The 19374-nt window shown below is 38.8% G+C and carries 23 protein-coding genes and 3 pseudogenes; 6 read left to right on the top strand and 20 right to left on the bottom strand.

Annotation, left to right across the window (positions count from 1 at the left end; genetic code table 11):
- Window positions 1-397 precede the first annotated feature (397 nt).
- Together J1C81_RS01900 and J1C81_RS01895 are read left to right on the top strand one after the other, a co-directional pair.
- Window positions 398-625 carry a hypothetical protein gene (locus J1C81_RS01900; protein WP_002916454.1) on the top strand — a complete coding sequence of 76 codons (228 nt, stop codon included), beginning with the start codon at window positions 398-400 and terminating at the stop codon, window positions 623-625.
- Window positions 625-1761, top strand: coding sequence for a YcjF family protein (locus J1C81_RS01895; protein WP_002920214.1), 1137 nt, complete (start codon window positions 625-627; stop codon window positions 1759-1761). Before J1C81_RS01900 ends, J1C81_RS01895 begins: the two co-directional genes overlap by 1 nt.
- Window positions 1762-1901: 140 nt before the next feature.
- Here J1C81_RS01895 and J1C81_RS01890 read toward each other — a convergent pair whose 3' ends face one another.
- The 12 genes and pseudogenes from J1C81_RS01890 to J1C81_RS01835 all read right to left on the bottom strand — a co-directional run.
- A complete protein-coding gene (locus J1C81_RS01890) occupies window positions 1902-2414 on the bottom strand; it encodes a GNAT family N-acetyltransferase (RefSeq protein ID WP_002916458.1) in 513 nt (170 codons plus the stop codon).
- Between the two features lie 623 nt (window positions 2415-3037).
- Window positions 3038-4087 carry a DUF389 domain-containing protein gene (locus tag J1C81_RS01885; protein WP_000126416.1) on the bottom strand — a complete coding sequence of 350 codons (1050 nt, stop codon included), beginning with the start codon at window positions 4085-4087 and terminating at the stop codon, window positions 3038-3040.
- Window positions 4084-4407: a potassium channel family protein gene (locus tag J1C81_RS01880; RefSeq protein ID WP_000825751.1), complete on the bottom strand. Its 324-nt coding sequence runs from the start codon at window positions 4405-4407 to the stop codon at window positions 4084-4086. The genes J1C81_RS01885 and J1C81_RS01880 overlap by 4 nt, the downstream gene beginning before the upstream one ends.
- A complete protein-coding gene (locus J1C81_RS01875; RefSeq protein WP_000397555.1) occupies window positions 4404-4763 on the bottom strand; it encodes a hypothetical protein in 360 nt (119 codons plus the stop codon). The genes J1C81_RS01880 and J1C81_RS01875 overlap by 4 nt, the downstream gene beginning before the upstream one ends.
- Window positions 4688-4939 (bottom strand): TMEM175 family protein, encoded by a 252-nt coding sequence (locus J1C81_RS01870; RefSeq protein ID WP_231082612.1) that lies wholly within the window; start codon window positions 4937-4939, stop codon window positions 4688-4690. The genes J1C81_RS01875 and J1C81_RS01870 overlap by 76 nt, the downstream gene beginning before the upstream one ends.
- A gap of 449 nt (window positions 4940-5388) precedes the next feature.
- A complete protein-coding gene (gene cadX, locus J1C81_RS01865) occupies window positions 5389-5727 on the bottom strand; it encodes a Cd(II)/Zn(II)-sensing metalloregulatory transcriptional regulator CadX (RefSeq protein ID WP_002908713.1) in 339 nt (112 codons plus the stop codon).
- 11 nt (window positions 5728-5738) lie between these two features.
- A complete protein-coding gene (locus J1C81_RS01860; protein ID WP_002908712.1) occupies window positions 5739-6353 on the bottom strand; it encodes a CadD family cadmium resistance transporter in 615 nt (204 codons plus the stop codon).
- 299 nt (window positions 6354-6652) lie between these two features.
- Window positions 6653-8716 carry a heavy metal translocating P-type ATPase gene (locus tag J1C81_RS01855; RefSeq protein WP_002893754.1) on the bottom strand — a complete coding sequence of 688 codons (2064 nt, stop codon included), beginning with the start codon at window positions 8714-8716 and terminating at the stop codon, window positions 6653-6655.
- 1 nt (window position 8717) lies between these two features.
- Window positions 8718-8996: a DUF6110 family protein gene (locus J1C81_RS01850; RefSeq protein ID WP_002893755.1), complete on the bottom strand. Its 279-nt coding sequence runs from the start codon at window positions 8994-8996 to the stop codon at window positions 8718-8720.
- Between the two features lie 180 nt (window positions 8997-9176).
- Window positions 9177-9767 (bottom strand): annotated as a pseudogene (locus tag J1C81_RS01845) (IS256 family transposase); the annotation flags it as partial.
- Between the two features lie 148 nt (window positions 9768-9915).
- A pseudogene (locus tag J1C81_RS01840) lies at window positions 9916-10249 on the bottom strand (diacylglycerol/lipid kinase family protein); the annotation flags it as partial.
- Between the two features lie 3 nt (window positions 10250-10252).
- A pseudogene (locus J1C81_RS01835) lies at window positions 10253-10396 on the bottom strand (IS982 family transposase); the annotation flags it as partial.
- Here J1C81_RS01835 and J1C81_RS01830 point away from each other — a divergent pair.
- The 3 genes from J1C81_RS01830 to J1C81_RS01820 all read left to right on the top strand — a co-directional run bounded on the left by J1C81_RS01830 (window position 10390) and on the right by J1C81_RS01820 (window position 11821).
- Window positions 10390-10680 (top strand): hypothetical protein, encoded by a 291-nt coding sequence (locus tag J1C81_RS01830; protein ID WP_037614148.1) that lies wholly within the window; start codon window positions 10390-10392, stop codon window positions 10678-10680. The pseudogene J1C81_RS01835 and the gene J1C81_RS01830 sit on opposite strands and share 7 nt — an antisense overlap.
- Window positions 10681-10746: 66 nt before the next feature.
- Window positions 10747-11355 (top strand): DUF1269 domain-containing protein, encoded by a 609-nt coding sequence (locus J1C81_RS01825; RefSeq protein ID WP_002893760.1) that lies wholly within the window; start codon window positions 10747-10749, stop codon window positions 11353-11355.
- A gap of 244 nt (window positions 11356-11599) precedes the next feature.
- Window positions 11600-11821, top strand: a complete 222-nt coding sequence (locus J1C81_RS01820) for a tyrosine-type recombinase/integrase (RefSeq protein WP_002893762.1) — start codon at window positions 11600-11602, stop codon at window positions 11819-11821.
- A gap of 109 nt (window positions 11822-11930) precedes the next feature.
- Here J1C81_RS01820 and rpsI read toward each other — a convergent pair whose 3' ends face one another.
- From rpsI to rlmB, 5 genes are all read right to left on the bottom strand, one after another.
- Entirely contained in the window at window positions 11931-12323 is a 393-nt protein-coding gene (gene rpsI, locus J1C81_RS01815; protein WP_002893764.1) for a 30S ribosomal protein S9, read from the bottom strand.
- Window positions 12324-12341: 18 nt separating this feature from the next.
- Window positions 12342-12788, bottom strand: coding sequence for a 50S ribosomal protein L13 (gene rplM / locus J1C81_RS01810; RefSeq protein ID WP_002893769.1), 447 nt, complete (start codon window positions 12786-12788; stop codon window positions 12342-12344).
- A gap of 180 nt (window positions 12789-12968) precedes the next feature.
- On the bottom strand, window positions 12969-13832 hold the full coding sequence (locus J1C81_RS01805) for a DegV family protein (protein ID WP_002916462.1): 864 nt from the start codon (window positions 13830-13832) through the stop codon (window positions 12969-12971).
- Window positions 13822-14343 carry an NYN domain-containing protein gene (locus J1C81_RS01800; RefSeq protein ID WP_002916463.1) on the bottom strand — a complete coding sequence of 174 codons (522 nt, stop codon included), beginning with the start codon at window positions 14341-14343 and terminating at the stop codon, window positions 13822-13824. Before J1C81_RS01800 ends, J1C81_RS01805 begins: the two co-directional genes overlap by 11 nt.
- Window positions 14340-15068, bottom strand: a complete 729-nt coding sequence (rlmB, locus tag J1C81_RS01795; protein WP_002916464.1) for a 23S rRNA (guanosine(2251)-2'-O)-methyltransferase RlmB — start codon at window positions 15066-15068, stop codon at window positions 14340-14342. The genes J1C81_RS01800 and rlmB overlap by 4 nt, the downstream gene beginning before the upstream one ends.
- Window positions 15069-15220: 152 nt before the next feature.
- Here rlmB and J1C81_RS01790 point away from each other — a divergent pair, with 152 nt between their 5' ends.
- Complete coding sequence (locus J1C81_RS01790; protein ID WP_002916465.1) at window positions 15221-16186, top strand: aromatic acid exporter family protein; 966 nt, start codon at window positions 15221-15223, stop codon at window positions 16184-16186.
- Between the two features lie 78 nt (window positions 16187-16264).
- On the opposite strand, the gene J1C81_RS01785 is transcribed toward J1C81_RS01790, so the two are convergent.
- From J1C81_RS01785 to J1C81_RS01775, 3 genes are all read right to left on the bottom strand, one after another.
- Window positions 16265-18112 (bottom strand): APC family permease, encoded by a 1848-nt coding sequence (locus tag J1C81_RS01785; RefSeq protein ID WP_032909914.1) that lies wholly within the window; start codon window positions 18110-18112, stop codon window positions 16265-16267.
- Window positions 18113-18637: 525 nt separating this feature from the next.
- A complete protein-coding gene (locus tag J1C81_RS01780) occupies window positions 18638-19015 on the bottom strand; it encodes a protein-export chaperone SecB (protein WP_223323578.1) in 378 nt (125 codons plus the stop codon).
- A gap of 24 nt (window positions 19016-19039) precedes the next feature.
- Window positions 19040-19372, bottom strand: a complete 333-nt coding sequence (locus tag J1C81_RS01775) for a hypothetical protein (protein ID WP_002916470.1) — start codon at window positions 19370-19372, stop codon at window positions 19040-19042.
- Between the last annotated feature and the right edge of the window lie 2 nt (window positions 19373-19374).

Genomic DNA, 19374 nt, shown 5'->3' with positions numbered 1-19374 from the left:
ATTTTATAAGCAGCAACAGTTCAATATTACACATCTAGTTTACTATAACAATTTTTAAAAATCCATAAATTACTAAATCTTATCAAGCTATTTACTTAGACTTATTTTACAAATCATAGCCACCCATCTAGGGACCACACACGCAAGGCAGGTGGTTTATTTTTCTTGTACCTTGGAGAGTGAGACAAGCTGAAAGCCACATAACTACTTTTCTATCTTCAATATCTTTGCCCCCTCTTCATTACAACTAATAGATCTCTGCTAACATTACTTCAATTTCTATCGGAGAAGTTGTTCTAAAATCTTTAAAACAAAGAGATAAGCAAAATCATTAAATTGACTCTTTTAATTTCTAATATGATATAATTATTTAAAATATCATATTAGTGAGAATATTATGTCAAAGACAAAAGGTAACAAAAAAAGAAATTCTTCTAAAGTAAAATACATCTTCGTAAGCGGAGCTTTAATTTTAGCCTCTACAGTTCTTCTGCCTAGAGTATTGAAAAAAACTAGGAATTATGTATATAAAAAACAAGTAACACTAACCAATCATCTAAAAACTAGTTTTGATGGGAAGGACACGTTAGTTAAAAAATCTGACTATAACAAAGGTAGAAGATAATGCAAATCAATACAGATAATATTGCGCAGCAATGTCTCAACGCGATTAATGATAAAATTAATAATTTAAAAAGATTAAACATCATCGTCATTGGCAAATCAGGTGTTGGCAAAAGCACACTAATTAACAGTTTGTTTAGAGGGAATTTTGCTGATACTGGACTAGGCCGACCAGTAACTCAGGAAATTCGCAAAATTGAAAAAACCGGATATCCTTTGGCTATTTACGATACACCTGGCTTTGAATTGTCATATACCCAACAGGAGGGTGTCAAAGATGAAGTCATTAAACTAATTAACAACGGTTACTCTTCTAATGATATCAATGAGGCCATTCACTGCATTTGGTATTGTATTAACGTCGGTTCAAACCGTACTTTCGATAGTTCGGAAGTGGAATGGCTCAGAGAGTTTTCTGAGAAGAATAAACAGTCTAAGGTCCCAATCATCGTTGTCCTTACTCAATCTGTACCTAAGAAGAAAGCACTAGAAATGAAAGCTCATGTTGAGCAGGAAAACTTAGATGTTTGTAAAGTTGTGCCAATTTTAGCTCAAGATATGGATTTTGATGAGGAATATGTCGCTAAAGCTTTTGGATTAGATACTCTGATTGATGTTATGTCTGAAGTCTTGCCAACTGAACTACAGGATACACTGCAAAATATCCAAAAAGTATCTCTGGAATCTAAAAAAAAACATGCTAGGGCAGTCATTGCAACTGCAGTAGCAGCAAGTTTTGGTGAAGGTTTCGCACCAGTTCCATTTGCGGATGCCTTCATGCTTGTGCCGACCCAGATAAGCATGATTACTGGCATTACTGTAATATTTGGGCTTGATATAAATAAAACTTTTCTAACCGCCTTTGTATCCTCAACTTTAGGATCTGGGGGAGCAACATTCCTTGGAAAAACAATTGTCTCCAATATACTCAAATTTATTCCCGGAGTAGGAACAGCAGTTGGCGGAACGATTTCTGGAACTACTGCTGGATTAATTACAACTGCTTTAGGCGAGGCTTACCTATTTTTAATGGAACAAATATTTAAAGGAGAAATAAGCAAAGAAGCTCTAGGTACTGCTGCCGGACAAAAACAAATGACAAAACTTTTTAGAGAACAATTGTCTAAAAAAAGATAATACACCAAGATTTTGAATCTTGGTGTATTTTTAGATTAAATGACTTTTTACATCAAAAAAGACATCCAAGAGAAAATTCTTGAATGTCTGTAAAGGTTGATAACTCCATCAGTCCTATCAACAAACTGGGAATGATGATGTTATTGATTCGTTATCTCAAATACTGCTGTATGCACCCACTCATTATTAATCTGTAAATCATTTTCTATGATCCTAATAAAAGTGAAACCATTTTTCAAAAGCACTCTCTTAGAGGCCAGATTATCCGTTGCTGTTCCCGCAATGATTCTATTTAAACCATAAGTATGAAACGCCCTTTCTAAAACGAGTTTAACCGCTTCGCTTGCATAGCCTAAATTGGTGTAATTTTCTCCAATCCTATATCCAAGTTCTACTGTTTTTCTATCATTCCCTAAAACACTTAAATTGATTCTTCCGACCATAGCACCTTGCGAATCTCTAATAAGATGCATGTAGATGTCATGATTTGCTTGTTCCGTTAACAATTCCCTTGTAATTTCCTTAAAACTTTCTGGATCAAAATAGTTACCTGGTCTAGGAGGTAAATTCTGCTCAAAATACTCTTGATTTTCTTTTTCAAAAGTATATACATCTATACTATTTTCTTCAGACATCAACTCTAAACTTATCATTGCAAAACATCTCCCATCATTATCTACATTCAAATTTTCTCATCTTTACACAAAGTGAAATTTACAGAATTTAAACCAATACTTTTGTTTTGTCATATCTTTTCTACATTATAACACAAAAGAATATTAACAAAAGAATATTCAAGATTAAGGTAAAACTAAGGTGGATTTTGAGGTGAACTTTTTCAAAAAACACGAAAAAAGCACCCATGAGGTAAACTCTTGAGTGCTTTGAAATATCGATATAATCGTATTGATTAACGTTTTGAGAATTGTGACGCTTTACGAGCTTTCTTAAGACCTGGTTTGGAAAGTATGAATTTCAGTTGGACTAAAAACAGCGTAATATCAAGACTTTTCTCCGCTTTTATAAAAGCTTTTTTCCAATCAAATTCAACTAATTTTATCCGAATGGTGTGGATTTTACCCCCAAAATTACAGAGAATGGAGCTGATAAACACTAAACGTTCACACCATTAGTTAAATGATTTTTTGTTCATCATTTTTCTTAGATGATAGAACTTCTAATTTATTTCTTATTCAAGCAAAAACAACCTGCTATAAGTAAGAAAGAGGAAGATACAAGAAAAACACGGCGTAAAAACCGATTCAGTTCATTGTCCTCAATCCTTGTCTGCTTCATTTTCTTTTACGAGATCGTTTTGTGAATCTTTTTCAGAGAGTTTTTGATCAATATACTTGTCAATGTTTTCATAAAATTCCTTGGTCGCTTCACTATCTAATGTTGGCGAGTTCTGAACTTGATTCACTTTCAATTGAACAGATTGAATACCGTAAGAGGCTTGTTTTTGGTGGAGTGTTTCTAATTCTTCTTCTGAAATCGGATCTCCAACAACCGTCAAGACCAATTCATTGTTACTTGACTTGTAGACTTGATTAATAACCGTATAATTGGCGAACTCTTTTCCTACAAACTGTTTGATCCCTTCTTTGCGCGCTTGTTCTATTGTCAGAGTAACTGCCGAATAGCTAGCTGGAAGAATCAACAATACAATCAAAGATATCAAGCCAATTCTCATTTTAATGCTCAGCTCTTTAAATGAAGTTAAAGGAGATTTTCTCATCAAAATTCTTGTTCCAACAATGTTGGCTAGCATGATAAAGACACAGTTGATCAAGAAAAGATAGAGAGCCCCCAATAAAAATCGTACATTCCCATTAGCTAAACCATAGCCAGCAGTACAGATAGGCGGCATCAGAGCTGTAGCAATGGCTACTCCTGGCACGATATTGTTTGCTTCTTTTTTCCTTGAACCGATCACACCAGCAATCCCACCAGCAATAGCAATGAGGACATCCCAAATGGTTGGAGAGGTTCGTGCAATCAACTCGCTACTTGCATAAGACAAGGGAGAAATCCAGAAATACAGAGTCGAGACAAGCAAACTGACCAACACTTGAGTCAATAAAACCTCTAGAGATTGCTTGATTAAACGCGTATCAAAAATAGCTAAACCGAATCCCAGTCCAACAATCGGTGTCATGAGAGGTGAAATCAACATGGCTCCTATAATGACAGCTGTTGAATTCATATTTAGTCCGATAGAGGCAATAAAAATTGCACACATCAAAATCGCTGTATCTCTCAATCGAACATGAAGGTCATCGTATAATTTCTCACGGTATTCCCGTGTTGAATAATTGGCAGTCATTTGTCCTCTCCTCTTTCCTTATTTAAATTGGTATAATAATTAAAAATAACAGCTGATAAACAGCCAAAAAATATGAGCCCATAAATCGTCAAGAAGACACTGGTAATCCTTCCAATCAAGGTCACAGCTAGGAGATCCCCGTAGCCGACAGTCGTCGAAGTCACAAAAGCATACCAAAGACCGTCTCCGTAATTTGTGATAGCAGGTTCAACTAGGAAAAGCACGCCTCCTGACCCAAAAACAAAGGTCACAAAACTCAGAGCAAACCGAGTAAAACCCGTAACCTGCATAATATGCCATAACATTTTTAAACGTTTCATTTGTTCTCCTTATTCATACTAGCTCCTGACCGAGCCGTTTTTTTCCAATAATCAAAGTGAAGATAGGACATGATCTCCATCAGAGAAAGATAGACAAACTGATAGATCTGATTTAAGCTGATTATCAACTGATATTGTTTGAAAAATGACTGGAAGAAAGACCAGATATGACTGTCTTGAATCAGTCCCTTCTTAATATCAGACAGGATATTAGCTAAAGCTCCCAAGGACTGAAACGGTAAATCCTTGACATTTATATAGATCCGGTCCACCACATCATTCAGACTGGTATCTTGGATGGCATGAAATTCTCCAAAGAGAACTCCTGCCGCTCCAAGAGTAGAAACAAATTCCACCAAATAATTTCTGAGGAAATTTTCTCAACCTTTTCCCATAATGTGTTTAGTGCCATCCATAACGATCCCAACCAGAAAAAGGAAAGAAAACAAGCAAAGAAATTTTGCCGTAAATCCCAAAAAGCTTGAAGACTTGGTGTCGTTGGTTTTTCTAACTCTAAAATCAAAATGGTCATAATAATTGCTAGAACAGCATCTGTCAATGCAATTAATCTATCTTTCTTCATCGGATTACATTGCCTTTCATTTTGTAGTATTCTATCTCATCGTATAATATTTATTAATCTTAAATATTGGATAGTCACTTCATATTTTGAGTACAAACAAGATACACTAAAAAGCATGTATCTGTCATATTTTATTTAACTTTAGAAATATTCATCCATCTAATCAATAAATATATCATATTTCACAATAAATGACTACTATCAAAGATACATTTTCTTTCAGATTTCTCCCTTTTCAACTTGGCTAACTTGACCTGCATTACCTAGGTCGCTTTGCTTTAAATTATACTTTTTTCTTAAACATTTGCTACGAGTAGTCTTTTTTGTGAGTAATTTTCATCAAAAAATTTCATAGATAAGTCCTATATATAATCATGATAAAGTAGTAAAAATAGTTGTTATCCTAGTTGATTAAAAAAGTCTTTGATTTCCTCATCTTTTATAAAATAATATATAATTTTCCCCTCTCTTCTAGTATCCAAGATGTTTTGATTGGCTAGTTTACGAAGATGGTGGGAGGCAGATGCCATACTGAGATTTAGTAAATAGGCTATATCACAGACACAGAGTTCTTCAACAGCAAGGAGATAAAAGATGATATTTATCTGTTTATTATCGGTAAATTTTGATAAAATGCGAAGTGATTTTTGGACTTTTTCCTTTTCAAGGTAGTTCGTTGCGGTTGTAACATTTTGTTGATTTATAACATCCACTTGACAGATACTATCTTTTTTCATAATTTTTTCTCCTAGCCTAACACAGCCCTTAGCATGTCAAAGCTGTTGTTTTCAATCAGGATATACATCCCCAATCCTAAATAGACAACGGCAATAAACCATCTGCTATATTTTTCCAAAGTTTCTCCAACAGAAGGGACTTGTGCCAATTTTTGGGCAGAAAAAACCAAGAGATAAATCATGACTAGAAAGGTAAGTAAAGCCACTATCAAATTCGCTAAATTTAAGGTAATAAAATATGGGACAAAAACACCAATATTGTCAGCACCACAACTTGCAAAAGTAATCATAGCGACTAGAAAAATCAGGTTTTTATTATCTTTGCGCAAACCATCTTTTGCAATAGCTTCTCCATCAGAATCTCCTAAAAGCAAAACTTTGAGTCCTAGGAAAATTGGAATCAAACCGAGCAAACCTAAAATCTCTTTACTAGGAATATAATTTAAGACAAATGCAAAAAGTAAACTTAGCAATATTAGACTAACAGAGCCTAGAAATTGTCCTAAATAGATGTTAATGATGTCCTTTCTGCTTTTTCTTTTGGCAAAAAATAACATTAGGATAATAAGTAAGTCTACGGCTGTCCCAGAATACAGGATTATTGAAGTAACAACATTTTGAACCATAAAGCACCTCATTCAAATATATTTTTGAATGTATTTTAACATTAACCTTTGTAGATGTCAACTTAAAATCCACCAATTAATAATTGCATGTCAATATTTGTATTGTGAAACTAGTTTCAGAAATATATAGTCTTAAAGTATGTCCACTGCCAATGGTTTTTTCAATATTTAAAAGGAGAGAACCAATTTGGTCCTCTCCAGGGTATAATTTTCCACCAACCCACTACAGTTGACAAAGAGCCGTTATTCTCAAATGAGACAACTCCTTTTAGTTTTTATAACCTCAGCTTCTCGGTCTCTTACCTACTTTTAATAGAAAGACTACGAAGGACGATTCTTAAAGTAGTCAGATTGTGCAATATCGAAAGATTAGATGGGCTTAACCAATTTAACAACCCAAATCCAATTAAACTTCCATTTATTACAACTGTTTCTTGAATATTTCTTTGAATTAATTTCTGCAACGATTCAGATAAAGAATTCAATTCCTCGAAGAAATCTAAACGATTATCTAATAATAAAATATCACTCATCTGCTTAGAAATATCAGCACTTTCATTCATCACAACCCCAATATCTGCAAGCGTCAAGGCAGCAGAGTCGTTTAACCCGTCTCCAACCATCAAAATAGTTCGGCCAGCTTTCTGTAATTCCTGAACCAACTGAAACTTACCATCTGGTTTTAAATCAGTATAAACGTTGTCAAATGGCAGATCTTTAACCAACTCTTCTGTTCTAGCCAACGTATCACCAGTTGCCAGAATCAGTTTTTTCCCTTGGCGCTTTAGCTTTTTCAATGCAACTTTCGCCTCGCTTCTCAAGGGAGTGTGGATACAAAACATCCCAATTAATTCTTTCTTATAAGCCAAAAACAATAAATTGTAATGAGTCTTATATTGCTCAATCAAGGCCAGCTGCTCAGAACTAATTCTTACCTGTTCGTCTTGCATTAGTACATAATTTCCAATGACAACCGATTGACCATCAATTTGCGATTTAATCCCTTTGCTTGCAACATACTGAAGCTTGCCATGCATTTCTTCGTGTTCAATGCCTTCAATTTCAGCTTGTTTAACAATTGCATTGGCAATAGGATGATAGATATGTTCCTCCAAACATGCACTTATTCTTAAAATATCTTTCTCAGTATAATCTCCGAAAGGAAGAACCTTTTCAACCAAAGGATAACTCGTCGTGATGGTACCCGTTTTATCAAACAAGAAAGTATCCACTTCCAGATATTTTTCTAATACATCACCATCTTTAATAACCATTTCTCGATTTAGACCTTCCTTTATGGCCGTAAGGTAGGCTACAGGTGTGGATATTTTTAGAGCACATGAAAAATCCACCAATAAAAAGGAAATGGCTTTTGAAAACGAACCTGTTAACAGATAAGTCAAACCAGCACCTAAGAAGTTATATTTTACAACCTTGTCTGCCATCCTAATAAAATGACGTTGTTTTGTCTTCTTACTCTCTTCAGATTTTTTCATCAGATTGATGAGTTGCAAAATACGACTGTTTATCTGATTATCAGTCACACGAATTCTTAACTCTCCTGTTTCCAAAACAGTATTCGCACATACAGAATCTCCCTCTTTCTTTTCAACAGGGAAGCTCTCTCCAGTCAAGGAACTCTCATTGACCATGCCTAATCCTGAAACCACTTGGCCGTCAAACAAGATTTCATTACCTTGGGAGACAACTAATACATCACCTACTTGAACATCAGAACTCTTGATGCTGATGACCATGTCTCCCCGCACTAAGAAAACATCACTTTCTTTAGCAAGAAGGCTTTGTTCCAAATCTGTTGCTGTTTTTTTTAAAGACCACTGATCCAGATGATTACCCAAATCAAGCATAAACATGATGTTGCTAGCTGTCTTGGATTGGTTCATAAACAAGGACAACAAAATGGCCGAACAGTCCAAGACCTCCATGGTTAGTTCCTTGCGCGCTAAAGTTTGATAGGCTTCTTTGACATAACCCAAAGCCTGATAACAAGTCCAAATATAACGAATAGGGTAGGGTACAAAACTTCGAAACAGCAAACGCTTAATCGCTGCACCCGATACAATTGAATAAGCACTCTCTTCTCTACGAATGGGAAGAGTCATCAAGTCCGAAACTTTCCCCTTGTCAATTTTTTTTAAAAAGGCCTCTGCATTTTCTAATACAGAGAAGCCTTCTTTCATACGTAGAGTAAAGTGCTGCTGATCCATATAAAACTGAATAGAGTCGATCCCTTTTTCATCTTTAGCCAAGGAACGAAGATAATCTTGAATATCCAAGGTCAGTGAAAACGAGGACGATAATCGGATATGTTGATATCCTCTGTGTAGCACTTTAAAAGACATATTATTCACCTGTCAGGCTATCTAATTGTTCTTCTTTCTTTTCCTGTTCGTATAAATATTTAGCGTCTTGTAAAACATCATCACCGTGTTGTTTTACAACAGAAACAGATGCATCCAGTCCATCTTTCAATTTGTAAGCTTTAGCCAAGGCCTTAGAATAGCCTTTCTTAGCTTCTTTACTTGCTAAGACTTTCAAGCCAAGCGTCCCAAATGCTACCCCTCCTAAGAAGAGAGATGATTTTTTCGCAACTTTTGCGACGTTTAATACTTCTTTTAACATGTTTATTTCCTCCTTGTAACTATTGTAGCGAAAAATGACAGCAAAAGCAATTGCTGATATCTGATATATAGATAAAATTCTCTATACTGATATTTAATTATATTATGATGAAAACAATATACTTTATTTTTTGATACTGTAAATAATTATGTGTAAACACTTAAGTAGAGTTACGGAGTGTTAATTAAATAAGCTTTCAAGTGTATCAGAACATTGACCAAACCCTTTATGGATTCGTTGACTTTGCTTGAAATTATAATCTTCAAACAACGTAACTAAGTAACGTTCCAGAGCCTCCTCATTAGGAAAAAGAACCTTCTTTTTCGTTTGATGTTTGATTTCTTTGTTAAGAGACTCAATGAGGTTTGTCGAATACATGCTGTGCCAAATCTGGTAGGGAAACTGATAAAAAGTTAAAAGATTATCCGTCTTCTCCAGACTTTCCATGACTTTCCTATACTTTGGTTTCCATTCGGCGAGAAAGTCCTCTAAAGCTTGTCCTGCCATTTCTAAATTTTCAGCACGATAAATCATTATAAATTGCCCCAGAATAACCGCTCTATCTGCTCGTTTCACTTTACTAGCCAGATTTCGACTAATATGAATGAAGCAACATTGTTGTTTAGCTAATGGGTGAGCCTGACTGATAATCTGCTCAAGCCCCTTAAAGCCATCTGTAACTACAAGAGAAATCTGTTGGATTCCTTGGTTTTGAAGCTTGTCTAACAGGGTGGACCAAGAAGCATTGTTTTCTTGAGGCAACTGTGCATAGCATATCTCTATGCGACTAAAGTCGCTAGAGCTATCCTAATTGCGCACCGCCAGTTCTCATAGAAAAAAACACCTTGCAAGATGCAAAGTGTTTTCGTTTGTATTCTGCTGTCCAGCAACGAATTAACGTTTAGAGAACTGGCTAGCTTTACGAGCCTTTTTCAAGCCTGTTTTCTAGTATTTTTATATCTATTGGCAGATTATCCGACTTATCCCCATCAACATCTGACTCTAACTCAACCTCTGAAGAAATCCTAATATTGCGTACTTTGATATATTCGATATTATTGTTACCTACTAGATCCCCTTTTTAATAAATCTGGGATAGCCGATAATTTAGAAATGATGGATGAATCCTTTAAAATCAAGATATTTCCATATTCATCTGTATTTTCATCAAATAGTTTTTTGTCTGCATAGTAATTGGATAGAAGAACTAAGACCTGAGTAGCTTCACCTTCATAATTGCCATTTTTGCTTTCAAAAGGTAATAATTGCTTGTTCATAGCTTGGCGAATCAGTTGCACCAGCCAAATTAATTGTCTTGACCGACGAATAAAGCGACTTCTTTCAAGGATTCGACCATAAGGAAACAGTTGGCAGATTCTATAAAAGTGTCGATGTGATTCGGCACGCTCATCAGACTCGCTACACAGAGCTGGTACATAATATCTGCTATAATTTTCTGGAAGATTTGGTCAAGCGGTCTTTTAGCCGTGTGACAGGCATACAGGAAAAACACTATTTATTTACTTTTTGCACGGGAGGCTTTAAGATGTTGCTGGACGCCTTTCTTGATAATCACTCAGAGTCGCCAGAGTGTCTGGGCTGGGATATGGCAAAGATATACCGCTGCCTGAAACTGTTCTTTGACGCTGATAAACGCGACATATCAATTAAAATGTCGCACTAAAATGATTGAAAAGTGATTGAAACTGTATTATAATGAACGTATATATTTAGAAAAGAGGTACTAACTATGGAAAACCTAGTAGTTTCAGTCTTTAACACTGAAAGCGAAGCTTATCAGTCCTTTGCGGATTTGAAGGCTTTCCGCCAAACTCAGACGACCAAGGTTGCTCAAATCGCCTTGGTCAAAAATGAAAACGGTCATATCGTTGAAAAAGAACGCTATGACTTTGAAGATTCAACGACGGATGCAACCCTAGAAGGTGGCTTGCTCGGTGCAGTTATCGGGCTTTTGGGTGGTCCTATCGGCGTCTTGTTTGGTTATGGTATTGGCAGCCTCTATGGTTTGGCTGCTGGTGATACCGTTGATACGGCAGAAGCTGGCTTGATTGACGTTGTGTCTCAAAAATTGATCGACGGCGAAACAGCCGTTGTCGCCTTGGTGCAAGAAAACAACGAAGCAGTCATCGATGCTTACTTCACCAAGTACGACACCCAAATCGTGCGTTGGGATGTAGCAACCGTCGTAGCCGAAATCGAAGCAGCTCTGCAAGTCCAAGAAGACCTCTACAACCAGGCACGTGCACAAATGAAGGCTGAACGTAAAGCCGAACGCAAGGCTAAACTTGAAGAATTCAAGGCAAATGTCAAAGCAAAATTTGACAAATTGAAAGCCTAACGTCTAAGCGTCTCATAAATTTAAATGTGACTGAGACGCCATTTAAAATTTATGTGCGTCGGATTCTCACAGTTAAATAATTGCGTTGACAAAGCCGTTACAGCCGTTCTTCCATTCTTTGAAAAGAATGTTTAATAGACAAGAAATCTGGACTAGTATTGGTCTGGATTTTTTTGTGAATATAGAGGTCATAGCTTTTTGACTATGCTTCGTTATAATTAGAAAAATTTTAAGTTTTATCAAGATGAAATCAGTCAGACGAAGACATCCCGAATTAGCACCAGCATCACCACACAAACTAAGACATACTGGTGCTACTCTTGCTAAACAAGCAGGTGTTTCTCTTGAAGCCTTCTCAGAAGCTCTTACTCATAGTGATAAAGAGATTACAAAAACTTACGTTAATATCAAAGATAAAGTCAATCAGACTGTAGGTGATATTGCTTTTCGTAGTTTAAAAAATTGATGGGGTGAATATGGGGTGAATTTTGGGGTGAACTTTGATTTTTTGAAACAAAAAAGACATCCAAGAAATAATTCTTGAATGTCTGTAAACGTTGATATAATCGTATTGATTAACGTTTTGAGAATTGTGATGCTTTACGAGCTTTCTTAAGACCTGGTTTCTTACGCTCAACTTTACGTGAGTCACGTGTAAGAAGTCCTGCGCGTTTCAATGAATCGCGGAAGTCTGGGTCTACTTGAAGAAGAGCACGAGCGATACCGTGACGGATAGCTCCTGCTTGACCAGCGTAACCACCACCTACAACGTTAACGAAAACGTCGTATGAACCTGCAGTTGAAGTAACTGCGAATGGTTGGTTGATGACCAAACGAAGGTCAGCGTGTGGGATGTACTCTTCAACATCTTTTTTGTTAACAGTGATTTTACCAGTTCCTGGAACAAGGCGAACGCGTGCAACAGCGTTTTTACGACGTCCAGTACCTGCATATTGTGCTTGTGACATACTTTATTGTTCCTTTCCTTAGATAAGTCCTGAAATATCAAGAACTTCTGGTTGTTGTGCAGCGTGAGTGTGCTCAGCGCCTACAAATACTTTCAGCTTCATACCTTGAGCGCGGCCAAGAGTATTGTGCGGAAGCATACCTTTAACAGATTTTTCGATCAAACGAACAGCATTCTTAGAGCGAAGCTCACCTGCTGAGATTTGTTTCAATCCACCTGGGTACATAGAGTGAGTGTAGTAGATCTTATCAGTCGCTTTTTTACCAGTCAATTTTACTTTTTCAGCGTTGATAACGATTACGAAGTCACCTGTATCAGTGTGTGGTGTAAAGGTTGGTTTGTTTTTTCCGCGAAGTACGCTTGCTACAACAGCAGAAAGGCGTCCAAGAGGGACATCAGTAGCATCCACTACATACCATTTGCGTTCAACTTCACCTGGCTTAGCCATGTATGTTGTTTTGTTCATGATTTCTCCTATGAATATCGTTTTTGTTTACAGGGCGGATGTTCCGGTCCGCGAGTTATTTGAAAGGTTCCGGGGCCTTACAAATGGGGTAAACAATACCGCCTACTATCATATCAAAAATAGTAGGCAAAAGCAATAGATTTGAAGCAATTATTTATGAAATAGCGATTTCATGTTTTCTTAGTCTTGAATGTCTTGAGCAATACTAAAGAGTCCCAAAGTTCCAGGACCAGTATGGGTAGAAATGACAGGCCCCAGAGGCATGAGGAGAACTTCCTCCACTTGGTCGCTTTCCAGTAGCTGGGCTTTTAGACTCTCAGCCACTTCTTCAGCTCCTGCATAGGCGATAACCACCCGCGGGTCAGCAACTCCCTCCAAAGTCATACGGACTACTTCTGCCTGCGCCTTTTTCTTGCCGCGAACCTTAGCGACTGAGTCCAGAGTCCCATCTCCCTTGACAGCGATAATCGGCTTGATATTGACCAAGCTCCCCATAAGCGCAGCAGTTTTGGAAATCCGACCGCCCCGCATGAGGTGATTGAGGTCATCAACCAGAAAATATGTCTTGACCTTAGGCACCAAGCTCTCAATCAAGTCTGCTGTCTGCTCCAAGGTCTGGCCAGCCGCTCTAGCCTCTGCCGCCTTCATGACTAAAAGTCCTTCACCCATGGAAGCCGCCTTGGTATCAATGATACGAATCAGTGCATCTGGAAAATCTTCCAAGACTATCTCCCGTGCCATGACTGCACTCTGATAAGTACCCGATAGGGCCGAAGCAAAGGCTACATAGAGAACTGGTGTCTCTTTCTTAGCATAGCTACGAAAGACATCTTCAAACTGGCCGACATTAATCTGGCTGGTAGTCGGCTTGCTGCCGGACTCCATCTTGTCCAGAAGTTCTTGGCTGGTCAGCTTGCCCGCACCAACTGTCTCATGGGTTTCTCCATCTAGCTGAATGGTCAGGCCTAGGACATGCACATCATTTTCCTGAGTCCAGTTTTCTGGCAAATCTGCTGTTGAATCGGTTAAAATTTTAAAAGTCATCTTTTTTCTCCATCATTTTTTGTAAATCGCGCAAAGATTGGCTGTCCATCGGTCGCAAGGGCGGTCTTTGCAGGTTGATTTGTCCGCTCAGTTTATTAAGGTCTGATTTGGTAACAGCCACTCGCTTCTCTAGCTCTCTAGCAGACACTCTCAAAGCTCCTTGGGCGAAGACAGTCCACTGCTCATTGAGATCACTGGTCGCAACCGACACCTGATTTTTGGGTGTGTTAAGTTCAGCTGCCAAGCGCTCGATATAGTCATCTGCCGTTTCCTCCTCTTCAGTGAAAACGACCGTTACATTAAACTCCTCGTAGGCCTGCCGAACTCCCGGCATATACTGGGCATCAAAGACGCAGATAACTTCTAGTCCTTCAAAACTGGCATAATTGCTGAGTTTCTGAAGCAGAATCGTTCGTGCGGCATCTAGTTCTCCGCGGTTAAAGTAAGGACGAGTTTCCCGCCAAAAGGCTGTCATATTGTAGCCGTCCACCAGTAAGATTTTTCTTTTCATAGGCGATTGCGAAAGACTTCATACATGAGAATAGCCGCTGCGACACTGGCATTAAGGCTCTGGACATGGCCATTCATGGGAATGGAAATCATCTCGTCCACCTGTTTTTTAATATTGCTGGAGATTCCCTTACCTTCGTTGCCGATAATGAGGGCCAGCTTGCCTGCTGTATTCCACTTATGAGAAGGCGTCCCCTGCATATCCGTCCCGAAAATCCAGAAACCAGCTTCCTTGAGCTTGTCCAGAGTCTGGCTAAGATTGGTCACACGGGCAATGGGAATATGCTCAATGGCACCCGTTGAAGTCTTGGCCACAACTGGTGTCACACCGACTGCCCGGTGCTTGGGAATGATGACTCCAGCCACATTGGTCGCGTCAGCTGTCCGCAAGATAGAGCCCAGATTGTGCGGGTCAGTCAGCCCGTCCAAAATCAATAGGAGAGGATTGTCTTTCTGCTCTGCTTTTTTCAACAGCACCTCGAAGTCAGTATAGGCGAACTCTGCGACTCGCAGAACAAAGCCCTGGTGAACAGCTCCGTCAGTCATTTCCTGCAAGGTTTTCTTAGGCGTCCAGGAGATCGAAACCTTTTTTTCTGCAGCTAAATCTTTGATTTTATCGACCTTTTTGCCACGCAGGTCGTCTTGAATGTAGAGTTTATTTCCAGTGTTAGCTGCGAGAGCCTCTGTCACCGCATGCACACCGTAGACAATATCGTTTTTTTCCATAGGACTAGTATAACACAAAGGCGAAAAAATGGCGGCGGGATTTACTCGGGCGAGACAGAATTCTGCTCTGATAAAAAGCAATCAGCAGCTTCCAAGATTCCCTACCAGTCGTGCTATAATAGAAAGAAGTCTAAAAAAGGAAACTCTTACTCATGTCTCTCCTACAACGCACCATCAAGCTAGTACTAGCTACCTGTCTCGCTGCTTGGCTGGCTGACTTTTTAGGTCTGGCCTACTCAACTTCAGCCGGAATTATTGCTATCCTCAGCGTGACCGATACCCGCCGTAGCACTGCAAAGCTAGCTGGCAATCGCTTTTTATCTACCCTGCTGGCTCTGGCTATCGGAAGCCTGGCCTTTCACTTTCTAGGTTTCAATCTAGGAGCATTGGCCATCTATATCGCAATCTATGTGCCTCTGGCCTTTCGCCTTGGCTGGGAAATCGGCATTACACCCAGCACCGTCCTGGTCACCCATCTGCTCTTAGAAAAATCCACCTCCTGGTCTCTGCTTGGAAATGAGCTAGCTCTATTTCTTATTGGAACTGGCTTTGCTCTGCTAGCCAATCTCTATATGCCCTCGCGCCAGCAAGAGATTGACAGCTACCATGAGCAAGTGGAAGAACAGCTGAAAAAGATTTTGCTGCGCTTTGAATATTTCTTAAAATCTGGAGACGGCCGAAATGATGCAGCTCTGATCAAGGAGCTGGACAAGATTTTGCAACAGGCCTTGCAGCTGGTCTATCTGGACCACTCCAACCACCTCTTTCACCAGACCAACTACCATATCCACTATTTTGAAATGCGGCAGGCCCAAAACCGTATCCTGCAAGACATGGCTAGCAATATCAACAACTGCCATCTAGCAGCCAGTGAAAGCTTGATTTTAGCCCGCCTCTTCTCCCAGACCGCTAAGCAACTGAGCCAAGAAAATCCCGCCCGAGACCTCTTGGACGAGATTGACAACTATTTAACCGTATTTCGCGAGAGGCCACTCCCTAAGACCCGCCAAGAATTTGAAACCCGCGCCATGCTCCTGCAGCTCCTGCGAGACTTGGAAACCTTTATTAGGATTAAGGTGGAATTTTACGAAAATTATCAAAAGGTGCAAGCAAATTAGCTCTGCGCTATTTCCAATAAATAATAAAAGGAGTTGAAAAATCTTCAACTCTTTTTCTCATTAATCAAAAGCGATCGCTCATTCTTTTAAGTGATAAGAATAGCTTGCAACCACAACATCCTCATACCATTTCAGATAGTATTTCAATTTCAAGCTCATCTGGTTATGCAGGACATTTTGCCATCTCTTTTTAGGTATAAACTGAGGTACTAGGACCGTCACTGTTTGGCCTTCTTTTTTGGCTCGCTTGGCCACCTTAATCACATACTGGACTGTGGGACTGATGATATTGCGGTAGCTAGTCGTGACTGTCTCAAAGCGAATATCTGGGAAGTAGTCAGCAAACTCCTTGGCGACTTCGGCATCCTTTTCAGCAGTCTCCGCTGTTGAAACGTGCATTGCTACGACTTCATCCCCGATACTGCGAGCATAGCTCATCGCACCAACACTGACTCGGGTGACATTCCCGACTAGGACAATTACTGTATTGCCAGTGTAGTTCTGACGCTCGATGTGATCCTGCAATCTCAGCTGTTTTGCAACTCTATTATAGTGCTGTTTAATAGATAAGAACAGCCAAGTCAAGACGATGATAATAGGGAAGAAGGGCCAGATATCTCTGAGACGAAATAAGAGCAAAATAAGAACAATCCCGTAGCAAATGATCGCACCAAGGATATTTGCAATCGAATGACCCAAGAAATTATTTCCATATTTTTTCTTCCAATGGACAACCATACCAGTCTGTGAGAGAGCAAAGGGTACGAATACACCAATGGTGTACAGGGGAATCAAGCGCTCTGTATTTCCCTCAAAGATACACAAAAGAGCAATCGCTCCAAACGCCAAAGTGAAAATGCCATTAGAATAGCTCAGACGATCTCCTTTTTCCATGTACATATGTGGCATATATTTGTTCTTAGCCATATTATAGGAGAGCATAGGAAAGGCTGAGAAGCCTGTATTGGCTGCCACTGCTAAGATCAAAGCTGTTGACAATTGGAAAGCATAGAACAAGATGCGACCAAGGGGAGAGTTTCCCAAAATCGCTTGTGCCATCTGAGCCAATATCGTTACACCTTTGACAGGCACGATGCCAATCCAATAATTCAAGAAGGTAATGCCCGCAAACATGATTCCTAGGATTAAAGCCATAATCGATAAGGTGGTTGCAGCATTATGAGCCTTCGGTTTCTTGAAAAAGGGGACCGAATTGGAAATAGCTTCCACTCCTGTCAAGGAAGCAGAGCCGCTGGTGAAGGCACGGAGCAATAAGATCAAACTCACTCCAGTAATCGGCGTACCAATCTGCGCGGTTGCATGATAGTCTAGGTTTCCTGTCAGGATTTGCACAAAACCAAAAGCAATCAATAGCAAGGTGCTGACAATAAAAAGATAGACAGGAATCATCAAGGAAGTAGCCGACTCTTTTAGTCCTCGAAGATTCATTAGCATCAACAAGAGAACTAAGAAAATGGAAATATGTAAATTGTAAGGATGTAAAATGGGAATTGCAGAGGTAATCGCATCCGCTCCAGAAGCGACCGAAACAGCCACTGTCAACATGTAGTCTACCAATAAACTTCCGCCGGCAATCAAACCTGCCGTTGGAGATAGATTTTCTGTCGTCACCATATAGGCTCCACCTCCTTGAGGGTAAGCATGGATAACCTGACGATAGGAAACCGTTAAGCTCGCTAGTAGCACCAATACGACAATTCCTATGGGAAGCGACCACCAAATGGCGCCAATAGAAACAGAAGTTAAGACCAAAACAACCTGTTCTGGTCCATAAGCAATAGAAGATAAGGCGTCACTGGAGAGCATAGCCAAGGCTTGCATCTTGGTCAATAAATGACCATCCTCTCCTTCTTTACCGGATTTTAATGGGCGCCCAATAAAAAATCCTTTTAACTTGGAAAACATAAGTTCCTCCTTTAAAAACATGAGCCATTCTACTCCTTTTCAGAAAACATGTCAACACTTTTCTGAAAATAAGTTTTTAGAAATTTCAATCTCCCGCTTTTTACTAAAATGTTTGACGAACGCTATCTCAGTAGATATCAACTTCATTCCCCAATCTTACTAGCAAAAATTAAGTTGAAGTCTGGGTGCTCATAGCCTTAACTCAAGCATCTATTGAATGCTTTCCCACAATCGAGCAGAATACCATGCATGATTTAACTAGCAGGTCAGGAACCACGAAAACGGAGATGAGCTAATCCCGAGCAAGGTAGCTGGAAAGAACTCAAACAATATATTTAAAGTTTTAAACACACTCTTCTACAAAATTTACCTGTTTTCTGGAGACATCGTGCTTGTGTATATGGGAATTACCAAGCCAATATACGTATCAAAAAACGGCTCTATAATTCCTACAATGGTTTTACCCACTACAGAAATTATAGAGCCCTTCTTACTATCTGTAATTTATATATTTATAAGGAAACTTTACTCAGATGATGGTTTCGTGAAATTTATAGTAGGTAAAACAACCGCATTTTCATTATCCAATGATGTGATTATAGATACAACGCTTCGTACATAAGGAAAAAGAATAGCTACTCCATTTACGCTCAAGAACTCTTCGGCACGTTCTATATCATGAACAGTAAAAAATCCTGACAATTCTATTATCAATTTCCTGTTATTATTCTCATCATTTACTGTTGTTTTTATAATTAATTGTGCATTTTTTCTATCTTCTGTCAACAAAGACTTAACTTGTAACTTCCCCTTATCTTTGTCTTCACTTAACCCTTCTTCATATACAGAATAATCAATACTATTAATTCTATATCCTTCAAATTCGATAGGTACCCGTTCCATTATTAATCCCTTCATTTTCTATTACTATGCGGCCAAACCAGTATTATGATCTCTCATTTCACAATGTGTCTCAAATTCAGTAACTTGAACAAATTCCGCTTCTAATTTACGATGATTAATTTGGATAGAATTTTCGTACTCCAGAACAGAACCCCCAAGCTCAACAAATGATTTATCAAAAGTATAATCTTGACCAGTGGATGTTTTAAATGTAAGATTTTTTTCAAAACATTCAATTTCTTCATACTGCTCCTCAGAGTATTCCTTAATAAGGCCATCAACGTACTCTTCCGTTATTAAGTCATCCAAGAAGCTTTTATAAGCCTCTTTATCTATAATTTTACTCAATTTTATCATCT

Source organism: Streptococcus sanguinis (genome assembly GCF_050225395.1).
Lineage (GTDB): Bacteria > Bacillota > Bacilli > Lactobacillales > Streptococcaceae > Streptococcus.
The sequence above is the reverse complement of the archived record's forward strand: the minus strand, read 5'-3'. Positions and strand labels throughout refer to the sequence as shown.

What these genes read in the sequence shown, in the direction of transcription:
- J1C81_RS01820 (WP_002893762.1), top strand. Translation starts at nt 11,600, where the DNA reads ATGAAATCAGTCAGACGAAGACATCCCGAATTAGCACCAGCATCACCA.
- J1C81_RS01780 (WP_223323578.1), bottom strand. Translation starts at nt 19,015, where the DNA reads ATGGAACGGGTACCTATCGAATTTGAAGGATATAGAATTAATAGTATT.
- J1C81_RS01805 (WP_002916462.1), bottom strand. Translation starts at nt 13,832, where the DNA reads ATGACTTTTAAAATTTTAACCGATTCAACAGCAGATTTGCCAGAAAAC.
- J1C81_RS01885 (WP_000126416.1), bottom strand. Translation starts at nt 4,087, where the DNA reads ATGACTGCCAATTATTCAACACGGGAATACCGTGAGAAATTATACGAT.
- J1C81_RS01900 (WP_002916454.1), top strand. Translation starts at nt 398, where the DNA reads ATGTCAAAGACAAAAGGTAACAAAAAAAGAAATTCTTCTAAAGTAAAA.
- J1C81_RS01855 (WP_002893754.1), bottom strand. Translation starts at nt 8,716, where the DNA reads ATGTCTTTTAAAGTGCTACACAGAGGATATCAACATATCCGATTATCG.
- J1C81_RS01800 (WP_002916463.1), bottom strand. Translation starts at nt 14,343, where the DNA reads ATGAAAAGAAAAATCTTACTGGTGGACGGCTACAATATGACAGCCTTT.
- rpsI (WP_002893764.1), bottom strand. Translation starts at nt 12,323, where the DNA reads ATGTCACAAGCACAATATGCAGGTACTGGACGTCGTAAAAACGCTGTT.
- rlmB (WP_002916464.1), bottom strand. Translation starts at nt 15,068, where the DNA reads ATGGAAAAAAACGATATTGTCTACGGTGTGCATGCGGTGACAGAGGCT.
- J1C81_RS01895 (WP_002920214.1), top strand. Translation starts at nt 625, where the DNA reads ATGCAAATCAATACAGATAATATTGCGCAGCAATGTCTCAACGCGATT.
- rplM (WP_002893769.1), bottom strand. Translation starts at nt 12,788, where the DNA reads ATGAACAAAACAACATACATGGCTAAGCCAGGTGAAGTTGAACGCAAA.
- J1C81_RS01870 (WP_231082612.1), bottom strand. Translation starts at nt 4,939, where the DNA reads ATGACCATTTTGATTTTAGAGTTAGAAAAACCAACGACACCAAGTCTT.
- J1C81_RS01880 (WP_000825751.1), bottom strand. Translation starts at nt 4,407, where the DNA reads ATGAAACGTTTAAAAATGTTATGGCATATTATGCAGGTTACGGGTTTT.
- cadX (WP_002908713.1), bottom strand. Translation starts at nt 5,727, where the DNA reads ATGAAAAAAGATAGTATCTGTCAAGTGGATGTTATAAATCAACAAAAT.
- J1C81_RS01825 (WP_002893760.1), top strand. Translation starts at nt 10,747, where the DNA reads ATGGAAAACCTAGTAGTTTCAGTCTTTAACACTGAAAGCGAAGCTTAT.
- J1C81_RS01790 (WP_002916465.1), top strand. Translation starts at nt 15,221, where the DNA reads ATGTCTCTCCTACAACGCACCATCAAGCTAGTACTAGCTACCTGTCTC.
- J1C81_RS01860 (WP_002908712.1), bottom strand. Translation starts at nt 6,353, where the DNA reads ATGGTTCAAAATGTTGTTACTTCAATAATCCTGTATTCTGGGACAGCC.
- J1C81_RS01890 (WP_002916458.1), bottom strand. Translation starts at nt 2,414, where the DNA reads ATGATAAGTTTAGAGTTGATGTCTGAAGAAAATAGTATAGATGTATAT.
- J1C81_RS01775 (WP_002916470.1), bottom strand. Translation starts at nt 19,372, where the DNA reads ATGATAAAATTGAGTAAAATTATAGATAAAGAGGCTTATAAAAGCTTC.
- J1C81_RS01785 (WP_032909914.1), bottom strand. Translation starts at nt 18,112, where the DNA reads ATGTTTTCCAAGTTAAAAGGATTTTTTATTGGGCGCCCATTAAAATCC.
- J1C81_RS01850 (WP_002893755.1), bottom strand. Translation starts at nt 8,996, where the DNA reads ATGTTAAAAGAAGTATTAAACGTCGCAAAAGTTGCGAAAAAATCATCT.